Source organism: Pleomorphochaeta caudata, from assembly GCF_055395745.1.
Genome location: NZ_AP042458.1, coordinates 1,987,768 through 2,006,231 on the forward strand (window position 1 = coordinate 1,987,768; position 18,464 = coordinate 2,006,231).

Below are 18,464 nucleotides of genomic sequence, written 5' to 3' on the forward strand. Positions count from 1 at the left end.
ATGGCCTATTGTAGTTTTTACAATAGGCCATTGTTTTAAACGCAGTTTAACTGCTCTGATAGTAATTTTAAGAATAATCCAACATCACTTACAACTCCAATTGCTTGACCTGTTCCTCTATCAGATAATTTTGTTACGACGGCAGGATTAATATCAACGCAGATTGTTTTTGTAATGGATGGGGTCATATTTCCAGTTCCGATACTATGTAACATAGTAGATAACATGATAATCATATCTGTGCCTTTTATGATATTTGCATATTGTCTTTGAGCTTCAATCATATCATTAACCGTCTCAGGTAATGGGCCATCATCTCTGATAGATCCGGCTAGGCAATAAGGAATTTTGTTAGAAATTAATTCATACATAATTCCACTTTTTAAAATACCGTTATCAATTGCTTTTTCAATAGAACCTTGTCCATATATAATGTTTATTGCTTTCATATGATGATTATGCCCATGTTCGGTTACTTGGCCATTTCTTACATCAATTCCAAGAGATGTGTTGAAGAATCTTGATTCAAGATCATGAACAGCAATAGCATTTCCTCCAAGAAAGCCGTCTACATAGCCATTTCTAATAAGAGCAGAAAGATAGTCGGCTCCTCCAGTATGAACTACAACAGGTCCTGCAACAAAAACAATTTTACCATTATTTTTTTTAATTTCTTTTATTTGATTTACTATTTTAGAGACAGAAATTTCACATTTTCTCTCCGAGGATACATCGTTTGACATAAAAGAAAAATTATCTTTTTTGTTTTCAATTTGAGGAGGGTAAATCCTTAATGAATCTCCTTCAAGTAAAATATTATCTCCTTTTTTTACATCTCTTAATTTTACACATTGGAGATTTTGATTATCATATTTTACAATTACAGCATCCATTCTTTGATTTTTTACTTCAATCCATTTATCATCAGTAAAAACTTCAGTTTTGTGATTTGTTGTAGAATAAAAATTATTTGGAGCATGTTTATCTTTATCAGCTTTTTCAAATATAGCATTTTTGGGGTTTAAAACAAAAACACCAAAAGGGGAAATCTTTTTAAGAATATTATCTAATTGTTCTTCAGACTCAGCACTTATAGAAAATTTTACAATGGAATTTTCATCTTGTTTTTTCCCGATTGAAATTTCTTTAACACTATAGTCTAAACCTTCATTTAATATTGTGTTCACTATTTTAGAAAAGAGGCCGGAATCAATTAAGTGACCTCTAGCTTGATAAATATTTGTTTTCATAAAATTATTTTACTATATAAAATGCTAATAAACAAATAAAAAAATACCCTTACCATTTGTTGATAAGGGCTATAAAAATAAAATATATTATTTATCTTTTTTTGAGAAAGAGTGGGTGATTCTATCAATAATAATTGCCATAAATACGATAGAAATACCAGCTTCAAAACCTCTTCCAACTTCAATTCTACTGATTGCTAATAAGACTTCCATACCAAGACCTTTTGCTCCAATCATAGAACCAATAACTACCATTGCTAGTGCCATCATTGTAGTTTGGTTGATTCCAACCATAATAGAAGGTTTTGCTAGGGGTAGTTGTACATCAAATAAAATTTGTTTTGGTGTAGCACCAAAAGCTTTAGCAGCTTCTAGTGCTTCAATATCTACTGTTCTAATACCTACGTTAGTTAATCTAATTACAGGTGGAACTGCATAAATAATGGTTGCAAACATTGCAGGTACCTTTCCCATGCCAAAGAACATTAATGCAGGAATAAGGTATACAAAACTTGGCATAGTTTGCATAGCATCTAATAAAGGTTTTAAAAGTCTTTCTGCTCTATCACTTCTAGCCATTTTTATACCTGTTGGTAATCCAATTAGTAAAGAGAAAACAACAGATGCTAAAACTAAATTAAGGTTCTCATGGCTAAATCCCAGTATCCAAATGCACCAATTACAAACATCATCAGCATAAAAGTTATTGCAGTACTTATTTTGCCAAGGAGTTTCCACCCCGCAAGTCCAACTAATAGGATAATTACAAACCAAGGTGTAAATAATAATAAACTTTCGAGTGCTTGTACTACATGTAATATAATTGCACCAATTACATCAAAAAAACCACCAAGGTGTAATAATAGCCAATCCATTAATGAATCAATTGCTTTTGCTAATGGTATATTAATTACTTCTGGAAATTCAATCATATTATTCACCTCCTAAGGGAGAAAGAGACTCGAAGATTTGGTCGGTTGTCACAACTCCTTTAAGTTTATTTTTTTCATCTACTACAGGAATTGGCCATGGATTCTTTGTTATTATTGAAAACATATCTTCAATTAAAGTATCTTCTTGTACAGTAGGCACTTTTTTTATTGCAGATGAAGGAATAGTTTTTAATTTTTCTTCAGCTTCTAATAATTTTTCAAGCTCTTTTTCTCTAATTACTCCAAGTAATTGTCTTGATTTATTAACAATAAATGCAGCTCTTCTTTTATTGGAATGCATTAATGTTAAGGCCGTTTTTGGGCCTTCCCAAGCATAAGTTAATAAATTAGGTTCACTCATAATATTGCCAGCCGTTAAAACCCTTGCAGGGGAAGCATCTTGAACAAATTCTTGTACATATTCATCTGCTGGACTTGTAACAATTTCTTCAGGAGATCCTACTTGTACTACTTCTCCATCTCTTAGAATTGCTATTTCATCACCAAGCTTTAATGCTTCATGTAAATCGTGAGTTACAAATATAATTGTCTTTTTTAATTTTTCTTGAAGCTCAACTAACTCATCTTGCATTTGTCTTCTAATTAATGGATCTAATCCACTAAAAGGTTCATCCATTAAAAGAATTTCAGGATCGTTTGCTAAAGCCCTTGCAAGTCCAACTCTTTGTTGCATACCACCACTTAATGAACCGGGATAATAATCTTCCCAGCCTTTTAATCCAACTGTCTCTAAGGTTTGCATCGCTTTTGCATATCTTTCACCTTTTGGTATTCCTTTAATTTTTAAACCATAGGCGGCATTGTCTAAAACAGTTAAATGGGGTAGAAGTCCATAATGTTGGAAAACCATTCCAAAGGTATCTCTTCTAAATTGTAATAATTGTTCATTATTCATTTTAGTAATATCTTGATCATTTATTATAATTGATCCTTTTGTAGGTTTAACTAAACGTATTAGCGATCTAATTAATGTAGATTTACCACTACCGGAGAGACCCATAAGTATATAGAATTCACCTTTTTTTATTTCTAGGTTAATGCTTTTTAACCCTAGAATACATCCTGTTTTTTCTTGGATTGTGTTTTTAGATTCATTCATTAATTTTTTCGTAAAAACTTTTTTTGGATCTTTTCCATACAGTTTCCACACATCCTCAATAATTACTTGAGGTTTATCTAATTCTTTATTTTCCATAATTCTCCTAGTTATTTTTTAGAGCTGCTTTAACTTTTTCTGCTACATTTGATGAAACCCATTTTGTCCAAACATCTTCCTGAGTTTCTAAGAACCAACGAGCAGTTTCTTCTGTTGACCAACCTTCATCGTCCATTTTTGCTAAGAATTTATTATTATCATCAACACTTGTAGAATATTTTTTTAAGATTTCTACAACATCAGGAGCTTTTTCTAACATAGATTTGTTAACTAAGATATTTACAAGGGCCGGATCAAATTCACTGCCTTTTAGTCTAATCATATCTAATTTTCCTAATACTGCAGTAGGAGCCCAATAATATCCAACCCAACCTTCGTGTTTTTTGTAGGATCCAACCATGCTACCTGCTAAAGCTGAACCAGAACCTGTAACACCTAAGTTATAAGTATCGCCAAGGCCATATTCATTAAAAATATCTTCTGAGATTTCTAATTGTCCCCAACCAGCTACACCACCATATACTATACCTTTTGATGAATCTTCAGGATCAGTGAATAGGTGTGCATATTTAGGTAAGTCAGAAACACTCTTTAAATCAGGAGCTGGAGCATCATCGCCTTCAACTAAGTATCTTGGAACCCACCAACCTTGTGGAGCATCAGGCATGTTTTGTCCTAAATCAACTAGATTGCCAGAATCAACACCTTTTTTGTAAATTTCATAAACATTTGAATGCCAAGATTCCATATCAACATCAACATCACCTTGAATGATTCCATTGATTATGGGCATTGTATCTCCAGGAACATAGTCAGCTTTATAGCCTTCAAGTCCATTTTCAATGATGAATCCCATAATTCTGTTATGCACTTGTACACTATCCCAGGAAACATCTCCAAATACTATAGTCTGTGTATCTGCTTCTTTTTCGCCATTTGCGAATAAAAATGTTGGAACTAATAAAATAATAATTAATAAACCAATTGCTTTTTTCATATTTATACCTCTCTCTATAATGTTAAATTTTAATTTATTATAATACTAAACAATTTATATAAAATCTGTCAACTGTATAAAATTTTTACTTAGTAATAGAAGTAAAAAAAGCTTAACATAAGCATTTAAATGCACTATCTTGATAAAAATTAGTAAAATATATAATATTTATAATACTAAATAATTTTGGCTTTTTTAAAATGTTTTTATTGAATCTAGGGAGTTTTTAATGTAAAAATAGATGAAAAAAATATAAAAAAATTAAATCTTTTATTTTTATAATAGCTATAATTATTATTTAATATTGAAATTAATTATAATAAATTATAGAAATATAAATTATAATAATATTTTTGTAGTAATAAAAAATATTAGCAATAATAATTTAAAACTAAAGATTATTTAATGCTTTAGTTTTTAAGTATAAGTAGGTGGATAGTAATGGAACATTATAGTATTGCAGAAGATGTTTTTATTTCATTAAGGAAAATAGATCGCTCTATTGATTTGCATTCAAAAAAATTAAAGAAACAGTTTGGACTTACAGGTCCCCAACTAATGGTATTAAAAGCAATCGCAAATAATTCAAATATGCAAATCTCAGCAATTGCAAAAGATATAAGTTTATCCCAAGCTACAGTAACAAGCATTTTAGATAGATTGGAATTACAAGGTTATGCAAAGAGACAACGTAATCTTTTAGATAAAAGAAAAGTTAATATTGTTTTAACTGATAAATCTAAAGAAATCTTGAAAAATGATGTTAATTTATTACAGGAAGATTTTTATACTAATTTTAATAAATTAGAAAAATGGGAACAAATGATGATTTTAACATCTTTAGAGAGGTTAGAAACTCTTTTAAATGTAAAACATATTCCAGAAGAAACCGTAGAATAGAACAATAGATTATTTAAATATATATGCTTTAACTAAAACAGTTAGAGCATTTTTTTTGTGAAAAAAAGCAAAAAAAAAGATTCTCAAAAGAGAATCTTAAGTTGAGCGGAGAGGGATTTGAACCCCCGACCAGTTGCGTGTAAGGCAACCGCTCTCCCACTGAGCTATCCGCCCGAGCACGTTATGGACAATACCACTTTGCAATTCTTATGTCAACTAGTTATAAAATTTTTTGTAAAAAAAAGAAAAATTGAAAAAAGATAAAAAAAAGATTCCCTTGAAAAAGAGAATCTTAAAGTGAGCGGAGAGGGATTTGAACCCCCGACCAGTTGCGTGTAAGGCAACCGCTCTCCCACTGAGCTATCCGCCCGAGTACGTTATGGAATATATCAAAGATGCCTTTATTTAGTCAACACAAAAAAGGAAAAAAAGTAAAAAATAATTTTAATAAAAATTATTCTCCTACTAGTGGATATATTTTTTTTTATATATACTAACAATGTGACACAATTTATATTTATTTTGAGTAAAGGGGTTAGGGATGAAGAATAGAATATTTTTAATATTGATTATGATTTCTTTGTTAATATTTTTTTCTGGATGTAAGGGTGAAAGTGAAGATACAACAGATATAGTAAGAGTAAATATAGCATCGGAACCTGATTCATTAGATCCATGGCTAAGTGCAGCCGTAGATACTAAGGCTATTTTTAACAACGTTTTTGAAGGTTTAATGAAATTTGATAGCGATGGTAGTTTATATCCTGCAATTGCACAATCCTTTGAAGTAAATGATGCTCAAGATGTATATACTTTTAAATTAAGGGATAATGTTTATTTTCATAATAATGAGCATTTGACTAGTGATGATGTTTTATATACTTATGAAAATTTAATGAATATGAGTGGAGATATTGCTAATGCTGCTGCTTATAGTGGTATAAAAAATATTGAAGCACTTGATGATTATACAGTTCAATTTACTTTAGAAGAACCTTCTAGCGCTTTTTTATCTACAACAACCATTGCTGTTTTACCAAGAGGATATGACCAACAAGCTACAAAACCAATTGGTTGTGGCCCCTATAAATTTGTAGAATATATTCCATCTCAAAAAGTAGTTTTAGAAAGATTTGATGATTATTACAATAAAGATAGATTCCCAACAATAAAAACAGCAGAAGTTTATATAATTAGTGATGAAGCATCTGTTGTTAGTGCATTAAAATCTAATCAATTAGATTTAGCTACAGTATCAAGTGATAATGCAAAACTTTTAGAAAATGATTTTAAAGTAGTAAGTTCTCCAATGAATATGGTAATTCTTTGGGCACTAAATAATGATAGAGCTCCTTTTGATAATGAAAAAGTTAGATTAGCTTTAAACTTGATGGTTAACAGAGCTGATATAATTGATGGTGTATTTGGTGGTTATGGCACTGAATTGCATACAAATTTCAGTCCAGTAATGGATTTTTATTATAATCATGATTTAGACAATTATTATAAGAGAGATTTAGCAAAAGCAAAACAATTGTTAGAAGAAGCAGGTTATGGGGATGGTTTTGAAATGGAGATTACTGTTCCATCTAATTATTATCAACATGTAAATTCATCTCAAATTCTTGCTAGTGAAGCTGAAGCATTAAATATTAAAGTTAATATAAAAAATGTTGAATGGGGAACTTGGTTAGAAGAAGTTTATACAAATAGAAATTATCAAAGTACAATAATAGGACTAGCTGGTAAAATTGATCCAAATGATATTCTCTCTAGATATGAAACTACATATAAGAGAAATTTTATTAATTATTCTAATCCACAATACGATAAAATAATTGAAGAAGCAGCTAAAACTGTTGATGAGAATAAGAGAGCACAATTGTATAAAGAAGCTCAAAAGATTTTAAGTGATACTAGTGCTTCTGTTTGGTTATGTGATCCAAATAATACCGCAGTTATGAGAAAAGATTTAGTTGGATATAAATATTATCCTGCAGGCTTGATTGATTTTGCGAGCTTGAGGTATGAGAAATAATAAAGTTTTGCTAGTAGCTATAAATAAAAAAATTATAGTATAATAAACTTAGAAAGAATATAAGGAAAATTATGCTGTATTTTATTAGAAAATTATTAAATGCTTTACTCACACTTTTTTTAGCTTCTGTTATTACTTTTTCTATATTTAATATCCTTCCAGGAGATCCAGCTCAAGTAATATTAGGAATTGATGCAAGTGAAGAGCAAATTGCACAGTTAAGAGAGACAATGGATTTGGACTCTCCAGCTGTATATAGATATTTCAATTGGTTAGGTGATATTTCAAAAGGAGATTTAGGAATTTCCTATAAATATCAAACACCTGTATCTTCTTTAATTTCTGATGCTTTAAAAGTAACTATGCAATTAGCTTTTTTTAGTTTAATTCTTACTTTAGTTATTTCAATACCATTAGGTCTATTATTAGTAACAAAAAGGGATAAAAAGAGTTTTATCCCTTTAAGTATATTGTCTCAAATTGGAATGAGTGTGCCATCCTTTTGTCTTGGTATTTTCTTAATTGCAATATTTACGGTTAATTTAAGATTATTACCATCTATTGGATATGTTTCTTTTTCTTCTAATCCTATATTAAATATTAGAAGCTTATTATTACCAAGTGTTTCAATTGCAATTGGGGCTTCATCAATTGTTGTTAGATACTTAAATACTAGTGTAAATCAGCAATTAAAAATGGATTATGTTAGAACAGCATATAGTATAGGAATAAGAGAAAAAACTGTTTTATATAGACATGTTTTAAGAAATGCTTTAATTCCAGTTGTTACTATAATTGGTCTAATAATTACAGATATTTTAGGTGGGAGTATAATAGTTGAGAATGTATTTTCACTACCAGGTATAGGAAGATTAATAACCTCAAGTATTACTAGTCGAGATTTACCTTTAATACAAGCTTTGGTATTGTATCTCTCTAGTATTGTTATTCTTGTCAATTTTTTAATTGATATGTTGTATAAGATTATCGATCCAAGAATTCGTATTAAATAGGAGCTATTGTGAAAAGATATTTTAAAAACAAAAACTTCTTATTTGGATTTATATTTTTAGCTTTTATATTGCTAATAGTTTTAATTGGATTAATTCATCTCCCATACAATATAAATGAAGTAGATATAAAGAATAAATTAGCTTCTTTTTCATTTCAACATCCTTTTGGGACAGATCATTTAGGTCGAGATATATTATCAAGAGTAATGGTCGGTTCTAGATTAAGTATTGAAATTGGATTTTATGTAGTTCTATTTGGTTTTTTAATTGGCACTCCTATTGGAGCAATTGCTGGTTATTTTGGTGGAGCAATTGATGAAATAACAAAGAAAGTTATTGATACTTTTATGGCTTTCCCTGGTGTATTAATTGCATTAATGCTAATTGCTGTATTTGGAGCAAGCACTCAAAATATAATAATTGCTTTGACAATAATGAGTATACCCAAATTTTCTAGAATGAGTAGAAGTGGTTATTATAAATATAGAAATTCACCATTTATATTAGCCACCAAAGCAAGAGGGGCTAATACTCTTAGAATTATGGTTGTTCATATCTTTAATCATATATATGGTGAATTATTAGTTACAGCCTCTTTAACTTTTGCTACAGCTGTTTTATCAGAGGCTGGACTTAGTTATTTAGGTTTAGGAATACAGCCTCCAAATCCAAGTTTGGGGAAAATGGTAAGTGAAGCTCAGTCCTATATTCTTCAAAAGCCATCCTATGTCTTGATTCCTGCCTTTTTTATAATATTATTAGTTATGGGATTTAATTTATTAGGTGATGGTATAAATAAAGTTTTGGAAGAGAAAAAAGAGCATGAATAATACAGTATTGGATATAAAAGATTTTTCATTAGCATTTAATATAAATAATAAAATTGTTAAGGCAGTTGATACTGTTAATTTAAATATAGATAAAGGTGAAAAAGTTGCATTAGTTGGAGAAAGTGGATGTGGAAAAAGCCTAACGGCTTTATCAATTCTTAGTTTACAGCCAGCTAATGCTCAAATTGTTGGTGGAGAAATTAATTATAAAAATAGTAATTTATTAAAATTAAATATTAATGAATTAAATACCATTAGAGGTAATGATATTTCTATGATCTTTCAAGAACCAATGACTGCTTTAAATCCTCTTTTAAAAATTGGTAATCAAATATCTCAAGCACTAAAAACTCATAATAAAAATGATTTAAATATTCAAGAAAAAGTAAAAAAAATGATGCAGATGGTAGGCTTAGATGACTTTGATAGAATTTATAATAGTTATCCACATCAATTATCTGGTGGAATGAGACAAAGAGTTATGATAGCAATGGCATTGATTAATAATCCATTACTATTAATAGCTGATGAACCAACTACTGCTTTGGATCTTACCATACAAAATCAAATTCTTGAGATATTAAATGATTTGAATGAGAAACTTGGAACAGCAGTTTTATTTATATCTCATGATTTATCATTGGTTAAAAAGTTTTGTGACAAAGTTTATGTAATGTATGCTTCATTAATTGTTGAGAGCGCTAGTGTAGATAATTTAATTAATAAACCTAAACATCCTTATACAAAGGCTTTACTAAAATCATTACCTTCTGTATCACAAAAAGGAAAAAGACTTCACTCTATTAAAGGAATAGTTCCAAGATTGGAAGATAGAAAAGAGAATATATGTCCTTTTGCTCCAAGATGTGAATTTGCAAAAGAAATATGTTTTAATAAAAAACCAAAATTAGAATGTATTGAGAATAGCCTAGTTCGTTGTCACTTTGCTAAGGAGTTAAACTTATGAGTTTTGTGGAAGTAAATAATGTTTCATATTCCTATAAAGATAATCAAATTTTAAAAAATCTTTCTTTTAAAATAAACAAAGGTGAAACTTTTGGCTTAGTTGGAAATAGTGGATCTGGCAAAACTACAATTGCTTTGCTACTTTTAAAATTATTAACAGGTTATGATGGTAATATATTAATTGATGATATTGATTTATCTCAAATTAAGAAGAAAAAACAATACAAGAATTTTTATAGAAATGTTCAAATAGTATTTCAAGATCCATATAGCTCTTTAGATAGCAAAAAAACAGTAGGGTACTTAATAGAAGAACCTTTAATTATTCATAACTGTAAAGATAAAGACCAAAGAGCACAAAGAGTTGATCAAATGATGGAATTAGTTGGACTAGATAAAAAATATAAAAACAGTTTCCCTCATCAGCTATCCGGTGGGTTAAGACAAAGATTAGCTATTGCAATTAGTTTAATATTAAACCCTAAATTTGTAGTGCTTGATGAGTGTGTTTCAGCTTTAGATATTAGCATCCAAGCTGGTATTTTAAATTTATTAAATGATTTAAAAGAAAAATTAAACTTAACTTTTTTGTTTATTTCTCATGATTTAAATGTTGTAGGTTATATATGTGATAGAATAGCAGTATTAAACAAAGGTGAGATTGTAGAGATTCAAGAAACAAAGAAGTTGTTTGAAAATCCTATTGATTCATATACAAAAAATTTGTTTAATAATATTTATTGATATTTTTGGGAGAGATAAATGATTAACCGAGAGATAATTTTCTTTTTTATATATTGTTTTGTAGGCTGGCTTTGTGAAGAAATATATTGTTCTGTTGCTGCAAAGAAAATCGTAAATAGAGGTTTTTTACATGGCCCATATTTACCAATCTACGGTTTTGGTGCTATGAGTGTTTTATATCTCTTAGATCCTTTTATCAATAATATAATACTACTATTTTTTGCTGGTATGATAATAACAAGTATTATTGAATATATAGGATCTTATCTCTTAGAGAAAGTTTTCCATATTAAATTGTGGGATTATAGTACTTATTTTATGAATATCAATGGTAGAGTTTGTTTATTAAATTCTACTATGTTTGGCTTATTAAGTTTATTAATGGTTTATGTTATTCATCCTTTTGTTGTAAGTTTAGTAGATCTTATTCCAGATTTAGCTCAATATTATACAGCCATTGTTATATTATTATTAATGAGTTTAGACTTTGCCTTCTCAGCTGCTAAAATGTCTACCTTTAATAAAGCCCTTGAAGAATTACGTGATAAGAGTGAAGAGTTTAAAGAAAAATTATTGGCTTTCAATAAAGATGAAATGGCAGATGACTTAATCCAATCTCTCAAAGATAAATGGGCTGAAGAGTTAGCAATTAGAAAGGCTAGACTAGCTAGAAGAAATAAGAGAATCATTTTGGCTTTCCCAAGTATGCAAAGCAGAAACAAATTTGTTAATTCTCAACTTGAAAAAGTTAGAACAGACTTTACTATTTGGTTGAATAAAGGCAAAAAACAATACGAAGAATTAAAACTAAAACGTAAAAAATATAATAAATAATAATATAGGAGGAATATTGAAATTGTTAAATATTGTATATTAATAATTAAATTATTATATTTTAATTATATAATATTTATACAAATCAGTAATAACTATGAAAGATATATTAGATCAAATACATTCTCAATTAAATAATAAAGTAAAACTAATGTGTGTTAGTAAAACACATCCATATAAAGCTATTGAAGAAGCATATAGTTTTGGAGAGAGACTTTTTGGTGAGAATAGAGTTCAAGAAGTGGATTCTAAATTTCCTTTAAAAGAAGCTAGATTAAAAGATTTAGATTTGCATTTAATCGGTCATTTACAATCAAATAAATGTAAAAAAGCAGTTGAATTATTTGACTCAATTGATAGTGTTGATTCAATAAAAATTTTAAATAAAATAAATCAATATGCTAAAGAATTTAATAAAACAATAAATGTTATGTTAGAATATAATAGTTCAAAAGATGAAAATAAAACTGGTTTTGAAACATATGAAGAAATTAAAGAAGCTGCTAAATTAGCAATTGAATATTCAAATGTTAATTTAATTGGGATTATGACAATTGGTCCTTTAAATGGTGGAGATGTAGAAATAAGAGCCGCTTTTAAAAGGGTTAGAGAAATAAAAGAGAATTTAGAAAAAGAATTAGATTATAAGATTGACGAACTTAGTATGGGTATGAGTGGTGATTATAAAATTGCAATTGAAGAAGGCTCAACCATAATAAGAATTGGAACAAAAATCTTTGGAAATCGAGATTATTCTAAATAAGGAAAATATGAGAAAAAAGATTATTGCAATACTACTTTTAATAATATTATCTACATCATTTGTTTATAGTGAAACTAATGATTTTAAGGATTATGAACCTTATAGTATTGAAGAATTTCCACAGTGGAGTTGGAAACTCAGAAGAGGTGAAAGTTTATTTTTTGGATCATTAGCTATTACATTTCCTGTATCTGTTTTAGCTTATTCAATGGTAGTAAATTCCCCTTTAGTCGAAAATAAACCAACAGATAATTTTACAAATTTCAAATATCAATTATCAATTGCTGCAGTTTTATCTTTATCAATTGCAATTGGAGATTATATTGTTGGAGAAATGGAATAAAAAATGTCAAAAAGAGATATAAGTTATAAATTAAAAGTAGAAAATCTAGATTCTAAAGTTAGAGTTGATAGTTATATTGCAAAAAATCTAGAAAACGTTTCTAGATCATTAGTAGGCGATAAAGATACTAAAATTTTTGTTGATAATAAGCTTGTAAAAAATAGTGCTAAAGTTACTAATGGACAAGAAATAGAAATACAATATAGTGAAGAATTTTTTGAAGGTATTGAAGCAGAAGATATAAATCTTAATGTTTTATATGAAGATGAAGATATTTTAGTTATAAATAAAGATCAAGGGTTAATTGTCCATCCAGGTGCAAACAATTACCATAATACTTTGGTTAATGCACTTGTTTATCGTTATGGTGATGAATTCTCTTCTTCTTTTGCCACTGATGAAGAACAAGAATTAGATGATGAAGCTATAATAAGACCTGGAATTGTTCATCGTCTTGATAAAGATACTAGTGGTACTATGGTTGTAGCTTTAAATAGAGAAAGCCAAAGAGATTTATCTAATCAATTTAAAGAAAGAGAAACAAGTAAGATTTATATAGCAATAGCCAAAGGTTATTTTGATAAAAGAAGAGGCAGAATTACTACTAACATTATTCGAGATCCAAAAGATAGAAAGAAATTCACAACCTGTGAAAGTGATAAAGGGAAAACAGCTGATACTAGTTATTTGGTATTAAGGCAATACAAAGGATATGCTCTTGTTAGATTAAACATTCATACAGGAAGGACACATCAAATAAGAGTGCATCTAAAAAGTATTAACCATCCTATCTTAGGGGATCCAATATATTCTAATAAGGATAAAACATTTAAAGATGCAACCCTAATGCTCCATGCTTTGCAGCTGGATTTAAAACATCCTAAAACAAATATAAAGATGCGTTTTAGAGCTGCAATGCCATCTCGCTTTAAAAATATTATAAAGCAATTAGAACCTTTTGTAAAAGAAAAAGGACAAAATACTAAATATTATGAGAGTGCTGTAAAATTAAGAAAAAAATAATTAGAAACGATTATTTCTCTCTTGTTTCATTTGATTTCTTAACCAAGGAGAAACAGTTTCTTCTGTTAAATCAGGGTTAAATAGAATTTCATTCTTAATTTTAGTTGGAGCACCATGACCTGGGAAAACTATTAAATTTTCATCAAAATTAAGTAGTTTTTCCCTAATTATTTTTATAAGAATAGATCTTTCAATATATCCTGGTGTTGATCCAATTCTTGTTGCCATTAAGGTATCTCCAGTAAATAGGGCATGACCAATTTTATAAACAAGAGAATCTACACTGTGACCTGGGAGATGAATTGTTTCAACTTCAATTCCACCACAATTAATTTTTGAATTACCAGCAATTTCAATTACTTTAAAATCATATACCTTTGAAGTATATGCATATATTGTTGGTTTATATAACTTTAATAAAGTTCCAACACCTCTAGTATGAGATTCATGTCTATGTGTTAATAAAATTGTGCTAATTATATAATTATTTTGTTCAATAATACTTATAAGTTCATTATCAACATGGCCTGGATCAATTAAAATTGCTTCACCACCTTGTTTTTCTCCTACTACATATGTATTACAAAAGCCGACTACGGAAAAATGTTGATATATTCTCATTTGCTTGCATCCTCATAGTTTGAATATTTGAAATTCAATCTTCTTTGTTCAGTCTCTCTAAAATCAGCTTTTTTAAGATTACAATCTTCAAAGTTTACATCTCTAAGACAAGAATTACAAAAAGTAGTGAAATATAAATCCGAACAACTAAAATCACAAACCCAAGCATCTATACCTGAAAAATTATTATGAATTAAAAGTGAATCAGAAAAATCACAATTAATAATTTTACTTCCAGAAAAAATTGAATATCTAATATCTGTTGATTTAAATTTGCAATTATCAAAAAAACAGAAGTCAAAAAAACAAGTTGTAAATTTGGATGATGAGAAATCTATATTTCTAAAAGTACACCAAGAAAAATTTGAGGAAGCAAAGTTTTTCTTTTGAGTAGATATATTTTCAAATTCTGCATGAGAAAATGTTATGTCGCGAATTAATTTTTCTTTTTGTAACAAAGAATACATTTCATGCAATAATTTTTCTTTGTTTTCTGAGTGTCTATAACAATAATCACTATCTAAAGTGACAAAAGCGTTACAATTTTCTTTTTTACAAGTTTTAAAGTTAAACATATTTTCAGATTATCAAAAAAAAATAGCTTGTCAAGTTATTTTCTTTTGTCTACCATATAAAATATGATAGGAAGAATAATACGCGGTATAAATAATATATACAATGTCGAAATAGAAGAGAAAGTCTTTGAATGTCGAATTAAAGGAAAGCTCCTTAATGATGTTAGTGGAGAATATAACCCATTAGCAGTTGGAGACTTTGTTGAGTTTGAAAAAACAAATGATTTGGAAGGCTTAATTATAAAAAGACTTCCTAGAAAAAACAGTTTTCAAAGATGGAATATGAAAGGCCAGTGTAACCAAACAGTTGTTGCAAACATGGATTTAATTGTTTGTGTGACTAGTTGTTCAAATCCACCTTTTAGACCTAGGTTTATAGACAGGGTTATTGCATGTTCACAGAATGTTGAAATTTTACTTGTTCTAAATAAATGTGACTTTGAATTAACTGAATATGAGTTAGATAGATTTAATTTGTTTGAAAGTTTAGGATATGATACAGTTTTGGTGAGTGCAAAAGAAAGAACAAATATTGATGAATTGATTAGTAAGATTGAAAATAAGCTTGTTGCCTTTGTAGGACAAAGTGGAGTAGGTAAATCTACATTAATTAACCAAATATTAGGGACTGATCAAAGAACAAATGAAATAAGCGAAAAATATGATAGGGGAAGGCATACAACTAATTATTCTCTTTTGCTAAGAAAAGATAATATAACAATTGTTGATACTCCAGGGGTTAGAGAGATAATGGTACCTCATAGAGATCCTGTAGAAATTGCTAATTCTTTTCCAGAGTTTGTAAAAAATAAAGATAAGTGTGCTTTTAGTATGTGTAGTCATACAAATGAACCGGATTGTGAAATTAAAAGAATGGTTGAAAATGATGAGATTAATTATGACAGATATGAAAGCTATTTAAGAATGATCGATTCATTAGCGTTACAAGGACCAAAATGGAAAGGTAGCTCGAATTCAACTAGTAAGGCACGTTATAAGATGCCAAAGAAAAAGAAGAAATGAAATTATCAAAAAAAACATTAAACGATTTAGGTTTTTTTCAGGTATTAGAAAAAATTGAGAAATACTTATTATTCGAAGATTCAAATAAAGCTTTATATAATAGAGACTTTCTAGATACTGAAGCACAGATAAATGAATTACAAGATAAGATTAGTGATATAAAATATTTATTAGATAATCCTGATGTTGAAAAGCCAAATTATTTTCCTTCCTTAGAAGGTGTATTTAAAATTATAAAATCTAATTATCAAAATGTTGAAGGAAGTGATTTATATAATGTTGCTATTTTTATAGATAGTGCACAAAAGCTATATAAATTTATTCATCAGCCTATTTTCTCAAATAAAGAATCTAATAATATAAATTATTTATTAGGCGAAGAAATTGATCCTTGTTTAATTAATTTCTCAAAAGAAGTTTTTTCTGCTTTAGATGAAAGTGGGAAAGTTAAAGAATCTCATCCTATAATTAGAGAATTAGTAAAAAGAGTTGAGAGAACAAAAAGAGAGAGAACTAGTTTTACTAAAGATTTTATAAAAAATAATAAAGCATTATTACAAAATGATGTTGAAACAATTAGAGAAGATAGAATAGTAATTCCTGTAAGAAATGATGCTAAATCAAAAGTCGAAGGCTTTGTGCATGGAAGTAGTTCTTCTGGTAGTACAATTTTTATAGAACCCTATAAGATTGTTGAATACAATAATTCTGTAGTTCTTGCTGAACAACAAATCCAAATAGAAATTGCTAAGATATATAACAATTTAACTAATTTGTTGAGAGAGTGTATAAAAGTTTTAGAGAATTTATCAAAGTTAGTAATTGATATTGATATTTTATATGCTTTTGCAAGGTGGGTAATTATTAATGATTGTTCAAGAGTTAGTTTGTCTAATAAAAAAGTAAAACTATTGTTTGCTCGTCATCCATTATTAGGACAAAAAGCTGTCCCAATTACTTTAGATATTGAAGAAGAGATAAAATGTGTTGTAATCTCAGGTCCTAATGCAGGTGGTAAAACAGTTACAATAAAAACAGTTGGTTTATTTGCTCTTTTAAATCAATTCATTGGTTTTATTCCTGCAACAGAAGGTTCTGTTTTACCAATTTTTGACAAAGTATATACAGATATTGGTGATGAACAAAGTATTGAACAAGAATTATCGACCTTCAGTGGTCATATGAATAGTTTATCAAAAATATTAAGAAACTGTACTGAAAATTCATTGGTTATTTTAGATGAATTAGGCTCTGCTACTGATCCAAATGAAGGTGGGGCTATAGCTCAAAGTATTGTTGATTTTTTATTAAATAAATCAAAGATTTCCTTTATAACTTCTCATTTGGCTTCTCTAAAGCATAAAGCATATATTTCTGATGAAATGTTAAATGCTTCGATGGAATTCGATGAATCATCCCATATGCCAACCTTTAGAGTTGTTTGTGGACTCCCAGGTGATTCTCATGCAATTGATACAGCTATTAGGATGAAACTTCCTCAAGTTGTAATAAAATCTGCAAAGAAATATTTAGGAGATGAACAATTTCAAATTGGGGAGATTGTAAAGCGTCTTGAAAATGAAAGATTACAAGTAGAAAAAACTTTAAATGAGCTAGAAATAAAAGAAGCTGAATTAAGGAAACAAAAACGAGATGTTGATTTATATAAATTAAAAATCAAACAGAAAGAACATCAACTAAAAAGTGAACAGTCAACAGAATTATCCCGTTTCATTAATCAAAGTAGAAAAGAGTTAGAGAATTTAGTTGGGAAATTAGTAACTGGTGAAATAACCAAAGAAAAAACAAAATCTGTAAAAGAATTTATTAATTATTTAAATATTAAAGAACAAAATATTAATTCTCAAATTGAAGTAGAAGAAGAACAGTTAAAAGAAAAAAGAGAACCTTTTGATATAAGTGAAGGAATGACTGTTTTATGTGGCGATAGTAAAAGAGAAGGTGTTGTTTTAAAAGCTGATGGTAAGAAAAAATGGATTGTACAAGTTGGCTCCTTAAAAATTACTTTTAAAGAAAAGGATTTGTATAAAGCCAAAGAAGTAGAAAAACCTAAGAAAGTTAGTATTAGTTATAATAATGAAACACCAAGGCCAAAAAATACTATCGATGTTAGAGGTAAAACTTTAGAAGAGGCATTAAATACTGTTCAAATACAACTTGAAGCTTGTTTAATTCATAATTTTAATACTTTTGCTATTATTCATGGTTATGGAGATGGAATTCTACAAAATGGGATTCATAAATTCTTAAAAACACAATCTCAAGTAAAAGATTATAGGTTTGCAAACCCTAATGATGGGGGTATGGGCAAGACTTATGTGACCTTATAAGGATTGTTTTAATTTTACATTGCAAAAATTATTTTTTAGGTGTTATAATAGGTATTCCATTATTTTTAATTATTTAGGAGGCTA

Annotated in this window: 19 protein-coding genes and 2 tRNA genes; 12 read left to right on the plus strand and 9 right to left on the minus strand. The window is 28.5% G+C overall.

The genetic code is table 11. The features are described from left to right. Window positions 1-35 precede the first annotated feature (35 nt). The 5 genes from ACZ5RS_RS09280 to ACZ5RS_RS09300 form a co-directional block, all read right to left on the minus strand. Entirely contained in the window at window positions 36-1,250 is a 1,215-nt protein-coding gene (locus ACZ5RS_RS09280; protein WP_464634708.1) for an ornithine cyclodeaminase, nickel-pincer nucleotide-dependent, read from the minus strand. An 87-nt stretch (window positions 1,251-1,337) separates the two neighbouring features. Beyond that, a complete protein-coding gene (locus tag ACZ5RS_RS09285; RefSeq protein WP_464634710.1) occupies window positions 1,338-1,988 on the minus strand; it encodes an ABC transporter permease in 651 nt (216 codons plus the stop codon). Further along, a complete protein-coding gene (locus ACZ5RS_RS09290; protein WP_464634712.1) occupies window positions 1,883-2,182 on the minus strand; it encodes a hypothetical protein in 300 nt (99 codons plus the stop codon). The genes ACZ5RS_RS09285 and ACZ5RS_RS09290 overlap by 106 nt, the downstream gene beginning before the upstream one ends. A gap of 1 nt (window position 2,183) precedes the next feature. Then, a complete protein-coding gene (locus tag ACZ5RS_RS09295; RefSeq protein ID WP_464634714.1) occupies window positions 2,184-3,398 on the minus strand; it encodes a quaternary amine ABC transporter ATP-binding protein in 1,215 nt (404 codons plus the stop codon). 7 nt (window positions 3,399-3,405) lie between these two features. Beyond that, on the minus strand, window positions 3,406-4,356 hold the full coding sequence (locus tag ACZ5RS_RS09300) for an ABC transporter substrate-binding protein (protein ID WP_464634716.1): 951 nt from the start codon (window positions 4,354-4,356) through the stop codon (window positions 3,406-3,408). A gap of 441 nt (window positions 4,357-4,797) precedes the next feature. Between ACZ5RS_RS09300 and ACZ5RS_RS09305 the strand changes: the two genes are divergently transcribed. After that, window positions 4,798-5,256, plus strand: coding sequence for a MarR family winged helix-turn-helix transcriptional regulator (locus ACZ5RS_RS09305; RefSeq protein WP_464634718.1), 459 nt, complete (start codon window positions 4,798-4,800; stop codon window positions 5,254-5,256). A gap of 102 nt (window positions 5,257-5,358) precedes the next feature. Here the strand turns inward: ACZ5RS_RS09305 and ACZ5RS_RS09310 are convergent. Both ACZ5RS_RS09310 and ACZ5RS_RS09315 read right to left on the minus strand, forming a co-directional pair. Beyond that, window positions 5,359-5,430 (minus strand) — tRNA-Val (locus ACZ5RS_RS09310). A 124-nt stretch (window positions 5,431-5,554) separates the two neighbouring features. Further along, window positions 5,555-5,626: transfer RNA gene (locus tag ACZ5RS_RS09315), tRNA-Val, on the minus strand. A gap of 171 nt (window positions 5,627-5,797) precedes the next feature. Here ACZ5RS_RS09315 and ACZ5RS_RS09320 point away from each other — a divergent pair. The 9 genes from ACZ5RS_RS09320 (at window position 5,798) to ACZ5RS_RS09360 (ending at window position 13,810) form a co-directional block, all read left to right on the plus strand. Further along, a complete protein-coding gene (locus tag ACZ5RS_RS09320) occupies window positions 5,798-7,294 on the plus strand; it encodes an ABC transporter substrate-binding protein (protein WP_464634720.1) in 1,497 nt (498 codons plus the stop codon). Between the two features lie 71 nt (window positions 7,295-7,365). Next, complete coding sequence (locus ACZ5RS_RS09325; protein ID WP_464634722.1) at window positions 7,366-8,307, plus strand: ABC transporter permease; 942 nt, start codon at window positions 7,366-7,368, stop codon at window positions 8,305-8,307. Window positions 8,308-8,315: 8 nt separating this feature from the next. Then, window positions 8,316-9,137 carry an ABC transporter permease gene (locus tag ACZ5RS_RS09330; RefSeq protein ID WP_464634724.1) on the plus strand — a complete coding sequence of 274 codons (822 nt, stop codon included), beginning with the start codon at window positions 8,316-8,318 and terminating at the stop codon, window positions 9,135-9,137. After that, window positions 9,130-10,104: an ABC transporter ATP-binding protein gene (locus ACZ5RS_RS09335; protein WP_464634726.1), complete on the plus strand. Its 975-nt coding sequence runs from the start codon at window positions 9,130-9,132 to the stop codon at window positions 10,102-10,104. The genes ACZ5RS_RS09330 and ACZ5RS_RS09335 overlap by 8 nt, the downstream gene beginning before the upstream one ends. Further along, the gene (locus ACZ5RS_RS09340) at window positions 10,101-10,847 is read left to right on the plus strand and encodes an ABC transporter ATP-binding protein (RefSeq protein ID WP_464634728.1); all 747 of its coding nucleotides are present in this window, start codon (window positions 10,101-10,103) and stop codon (window positions 10,845-10,847) included. The genes ACZ5RS_RS09335 and ACZ5RS_RS09340 overlap by 4 nt, the downstream gene beginning before the upstream one ends. An 18-nt stretch (window positions 10,848-10,865) precedes the next feature. After that, window positions 10,866-11,681 (plus strand): putative ABC transporter permease, encoded by an 816-nt coding sequence (locus ACZ5RS_RS09345; RefSeq protein WP_464634730.1) that lies wholly within the window; start codon window positions 10,866-10,868, stop codon window positions 11,679-11,681. Between the two features lie 97 nt (window positions 11,682-11,778). Continuing rightward, window positions 11,779-12,444 carry a YggS family pyridoxal phosphate-dependent enzyme gene (locus ACZ5RS_RS09350; RefSeq protein WP_464634732.1) on the plus strand — a complete coding sequence of 222 codons (666 nt, stop codon included), beginning with the start codon at window positions 11,779-11,781 and terminating at the stop codon, window positions 12,442-12,444. A gap of 7 nt (window positions 12,445-12,451) precedes the next feature. Beyond that, window positions 12,452-12,787 carry a hypothetical protein gene (locus tag ACZ5RS_RS09355; RefSeq protein WP_464634734.1) on the plus strand — a complete coding sequence of 112 codons (336 nt, stop codon included), beginning with the start codon at window positions 12,452-12,454 and terminating at the stop codon, window positions 12,785-12,787. Window positions 12,788-12,790: 3 nt separating this feature from the next. Beyond that, window positions 12,791-13,810, plus strand: coding sequence for an RluA family pseudouridine synthase (locus ACZ5RS_RS09360; RefSeq protein WP_464634736.1), 1,020 nt, complete (start codon window positions 12,791-12,793; stop codon window positions 13,808-13,810). Here the strand turns inward: ACZ5RS_RS09360 and ACZ5RS_RS09365 are convergent, their stop codons facing one another. Together ACZ5RS_RS09365 and ACZ5RS_RS09370 are read right to left on the minus strand one after the other, a co-directional pair. Further along, window positions 13,811-14,431 carry an MBL fold metallo-hydrolase gene (locus tag ACZ5RS_RS09365; RefSeq protein WP_464634738.1) on the minus strand — a complete coding sequence of 207 codons (621 nt, stop codon included), beginning with the start codon at window positions 14,429-14,431 and terminating at the stop codon, window positions 13,811-13,813. It abuts the gene before it with no gap. Further along, window positions 14,428-15,006: a pentapeptide repeat-containing protein gene (locus ACZ5RS_RS09370; protein WP_464634740.1), complete on the minus strand. Its 579-nt coding sequence runs from the start codon at window positions 15,004-15,006 to the stop codon at window positions 14,428-14,430. The genes ACZ5RS_RS09365 and ACZ5RS_RS09370 overlap by 4 nt, the downstream gene beginning before the upstream one ends. Before the next feature lie 63 nt (window positions 15,007-15,069). Here ACZ5RS_RS09370 and rsgA point away from each other — a divergent pair, with 63 nt between their 5' ends. Both rsgA and ACZ5RS_RS09380 read left to right on the plus strand, forming a co-directional pair. After that, window positions 15,070-16,029, plus strand: a complete 960-nt coding sequence (gene rsgA / locus ACZ5RS_RS09375; protein WP_464634742.1) for a ribosome small subunit-dependent GTPase A — start codon at window positions 15,070-15,072, stop codon at window positions 16,027-16,029. Beyond that, window positions 16,026-18,380 (plus strand): endonuclease MutS2, encoded by a 2,355-nt coding sequence (locus ACZ5RS_RS09380; RefSeq protein ID WP_464634744.1) that lies wholly within the window; start codon window positions 16,026-16,028, stop codon window positions 18,378-18,380. Before rsgA ends, ACZ5RS_RS09380 begins: the two co-directional genes overlap by 4 nt. Window positions 18,381-18,464 lie beyond the last annotated feature (84 nt).

Bases quoted from the DNA above. Each gene is read 5' to 3' on its own strand.
- ACZ5RS_RS09280 (WP_464634708.1), bottom strand. From the start codon at position 1,250: ATGAAAACAAATATTTATCAAGCTAGAGGTCACTTAATTGATTCCGGC.
- ACZ5RS_RS09290 (WP_464634712.1), bottom strand. From the start codon at position 2,182: ATGATTGAATTTCCAGAAGTAATTAATATACCATTAGCAAAAGCAATT.
- ACZ5RS_RS09295 (WP_464634714.1), bottom strand. From the start codon at position 3,398: ATGGAAAATAAAGAATTAGATAAACCTCAAGTAATTATTGAGGATGTG.
- ACZ5RS_RS09300 (WP_464634716.1), bottom strand. From the start codon at position 4,356: ATGAAAAAAGCAATTGGTTTATTAATTATTATTTTATTAGTTCCAACA.
- ACZ5RS_RS09305 (WP_464634718.1), top strand. From the start codon at position 4,798: ATGGAACATTATAGTATTGCAGAAGATGTTTTTATTTCATTAAGGAAA.
- ACZ5RS_RS09320 (WP_464634720.1), top strand. From the start codon at position 5,798: ATGAAGAATAGAATATTTTTAATATTGATTATGATTTCTTTGTTAATA.
- ACZ5RS_RS09325 (WP_464634722.1), top strand. From the start codon at position 7,366: ATGCTGTATTTTATTAGAAAATTATTAAATGCTTTACTCACACTTTTT.
- ACZ5RS_RS09335 (WP_464634726.1), top strand. From the start codon at position 9,130: ATGAATAATACAGTATTGGATATAAAAGATTTTTCATTAGCATTTAAT.
- ACZ5RS_RS09340 (WP_464634728.1), top strand. From the start codon at position 10,101: ATGAGTTTTGTGGAAGTAAATAATGTTTCATATTCCTATAAAGATAAT.
- ACZ5RS_RS09345 (WP_464634730.1), top strand. From the start codon at position 10,866: ATGATTAACCGAGAGATAATTTTCTTTTTTATATATTGTTTTGTAGGC.
- ACZ5RS_RS09350 (WP_464634732.1), top strand. From the start codon at position 11,779: ATGAAAGATATATTAGATCAAATACATTCTCAATTAAATAATAAAGTA.
- ACZ5RS_RS09355 (WP_464634734.1), top strand. From the start codon at position 12,452: ATGAGAAAAAAGATTATTGCAATACTACTTTTAATAATATTATCTACA.
- ACZ5RS_RS09360 (WP_464634736.1), top strand. From the start codon at position 12,791: ATGTCAAAAAGAGATATAAGTTATAAATTAAAAGTAGAAAATCTAGAT.
- ACZ5RS_RS09365 (WP_464634738.1), bottom strand. From the start codon at position 14,431: ATGAGAATATATCAACATTTTTCCGTAGTCGGCTTTTGTAATACATAT.
- ACZ5RS_RS09370 (WP_464634740.1), bottom strand. From the start codon at position 15,006: ATGTTTAACTTTAAAACTTGTAAAAAAGAAAATTGTAACGCTTTTGTC.
- rsgA (WP_464634742.1), top strand. From the start codon at position 15,070: ATGATAGGAAGAATAATACGCGGTATAAATAATATATACAATGTCGAA.
- ACZ5RS_RS09380 (WP_464634744.1), top strand. From the start codon at position 16,026: ATGAAATTATCAAAAAAAACATTAAACGATTTAGGTTTTTTTCAGGTA.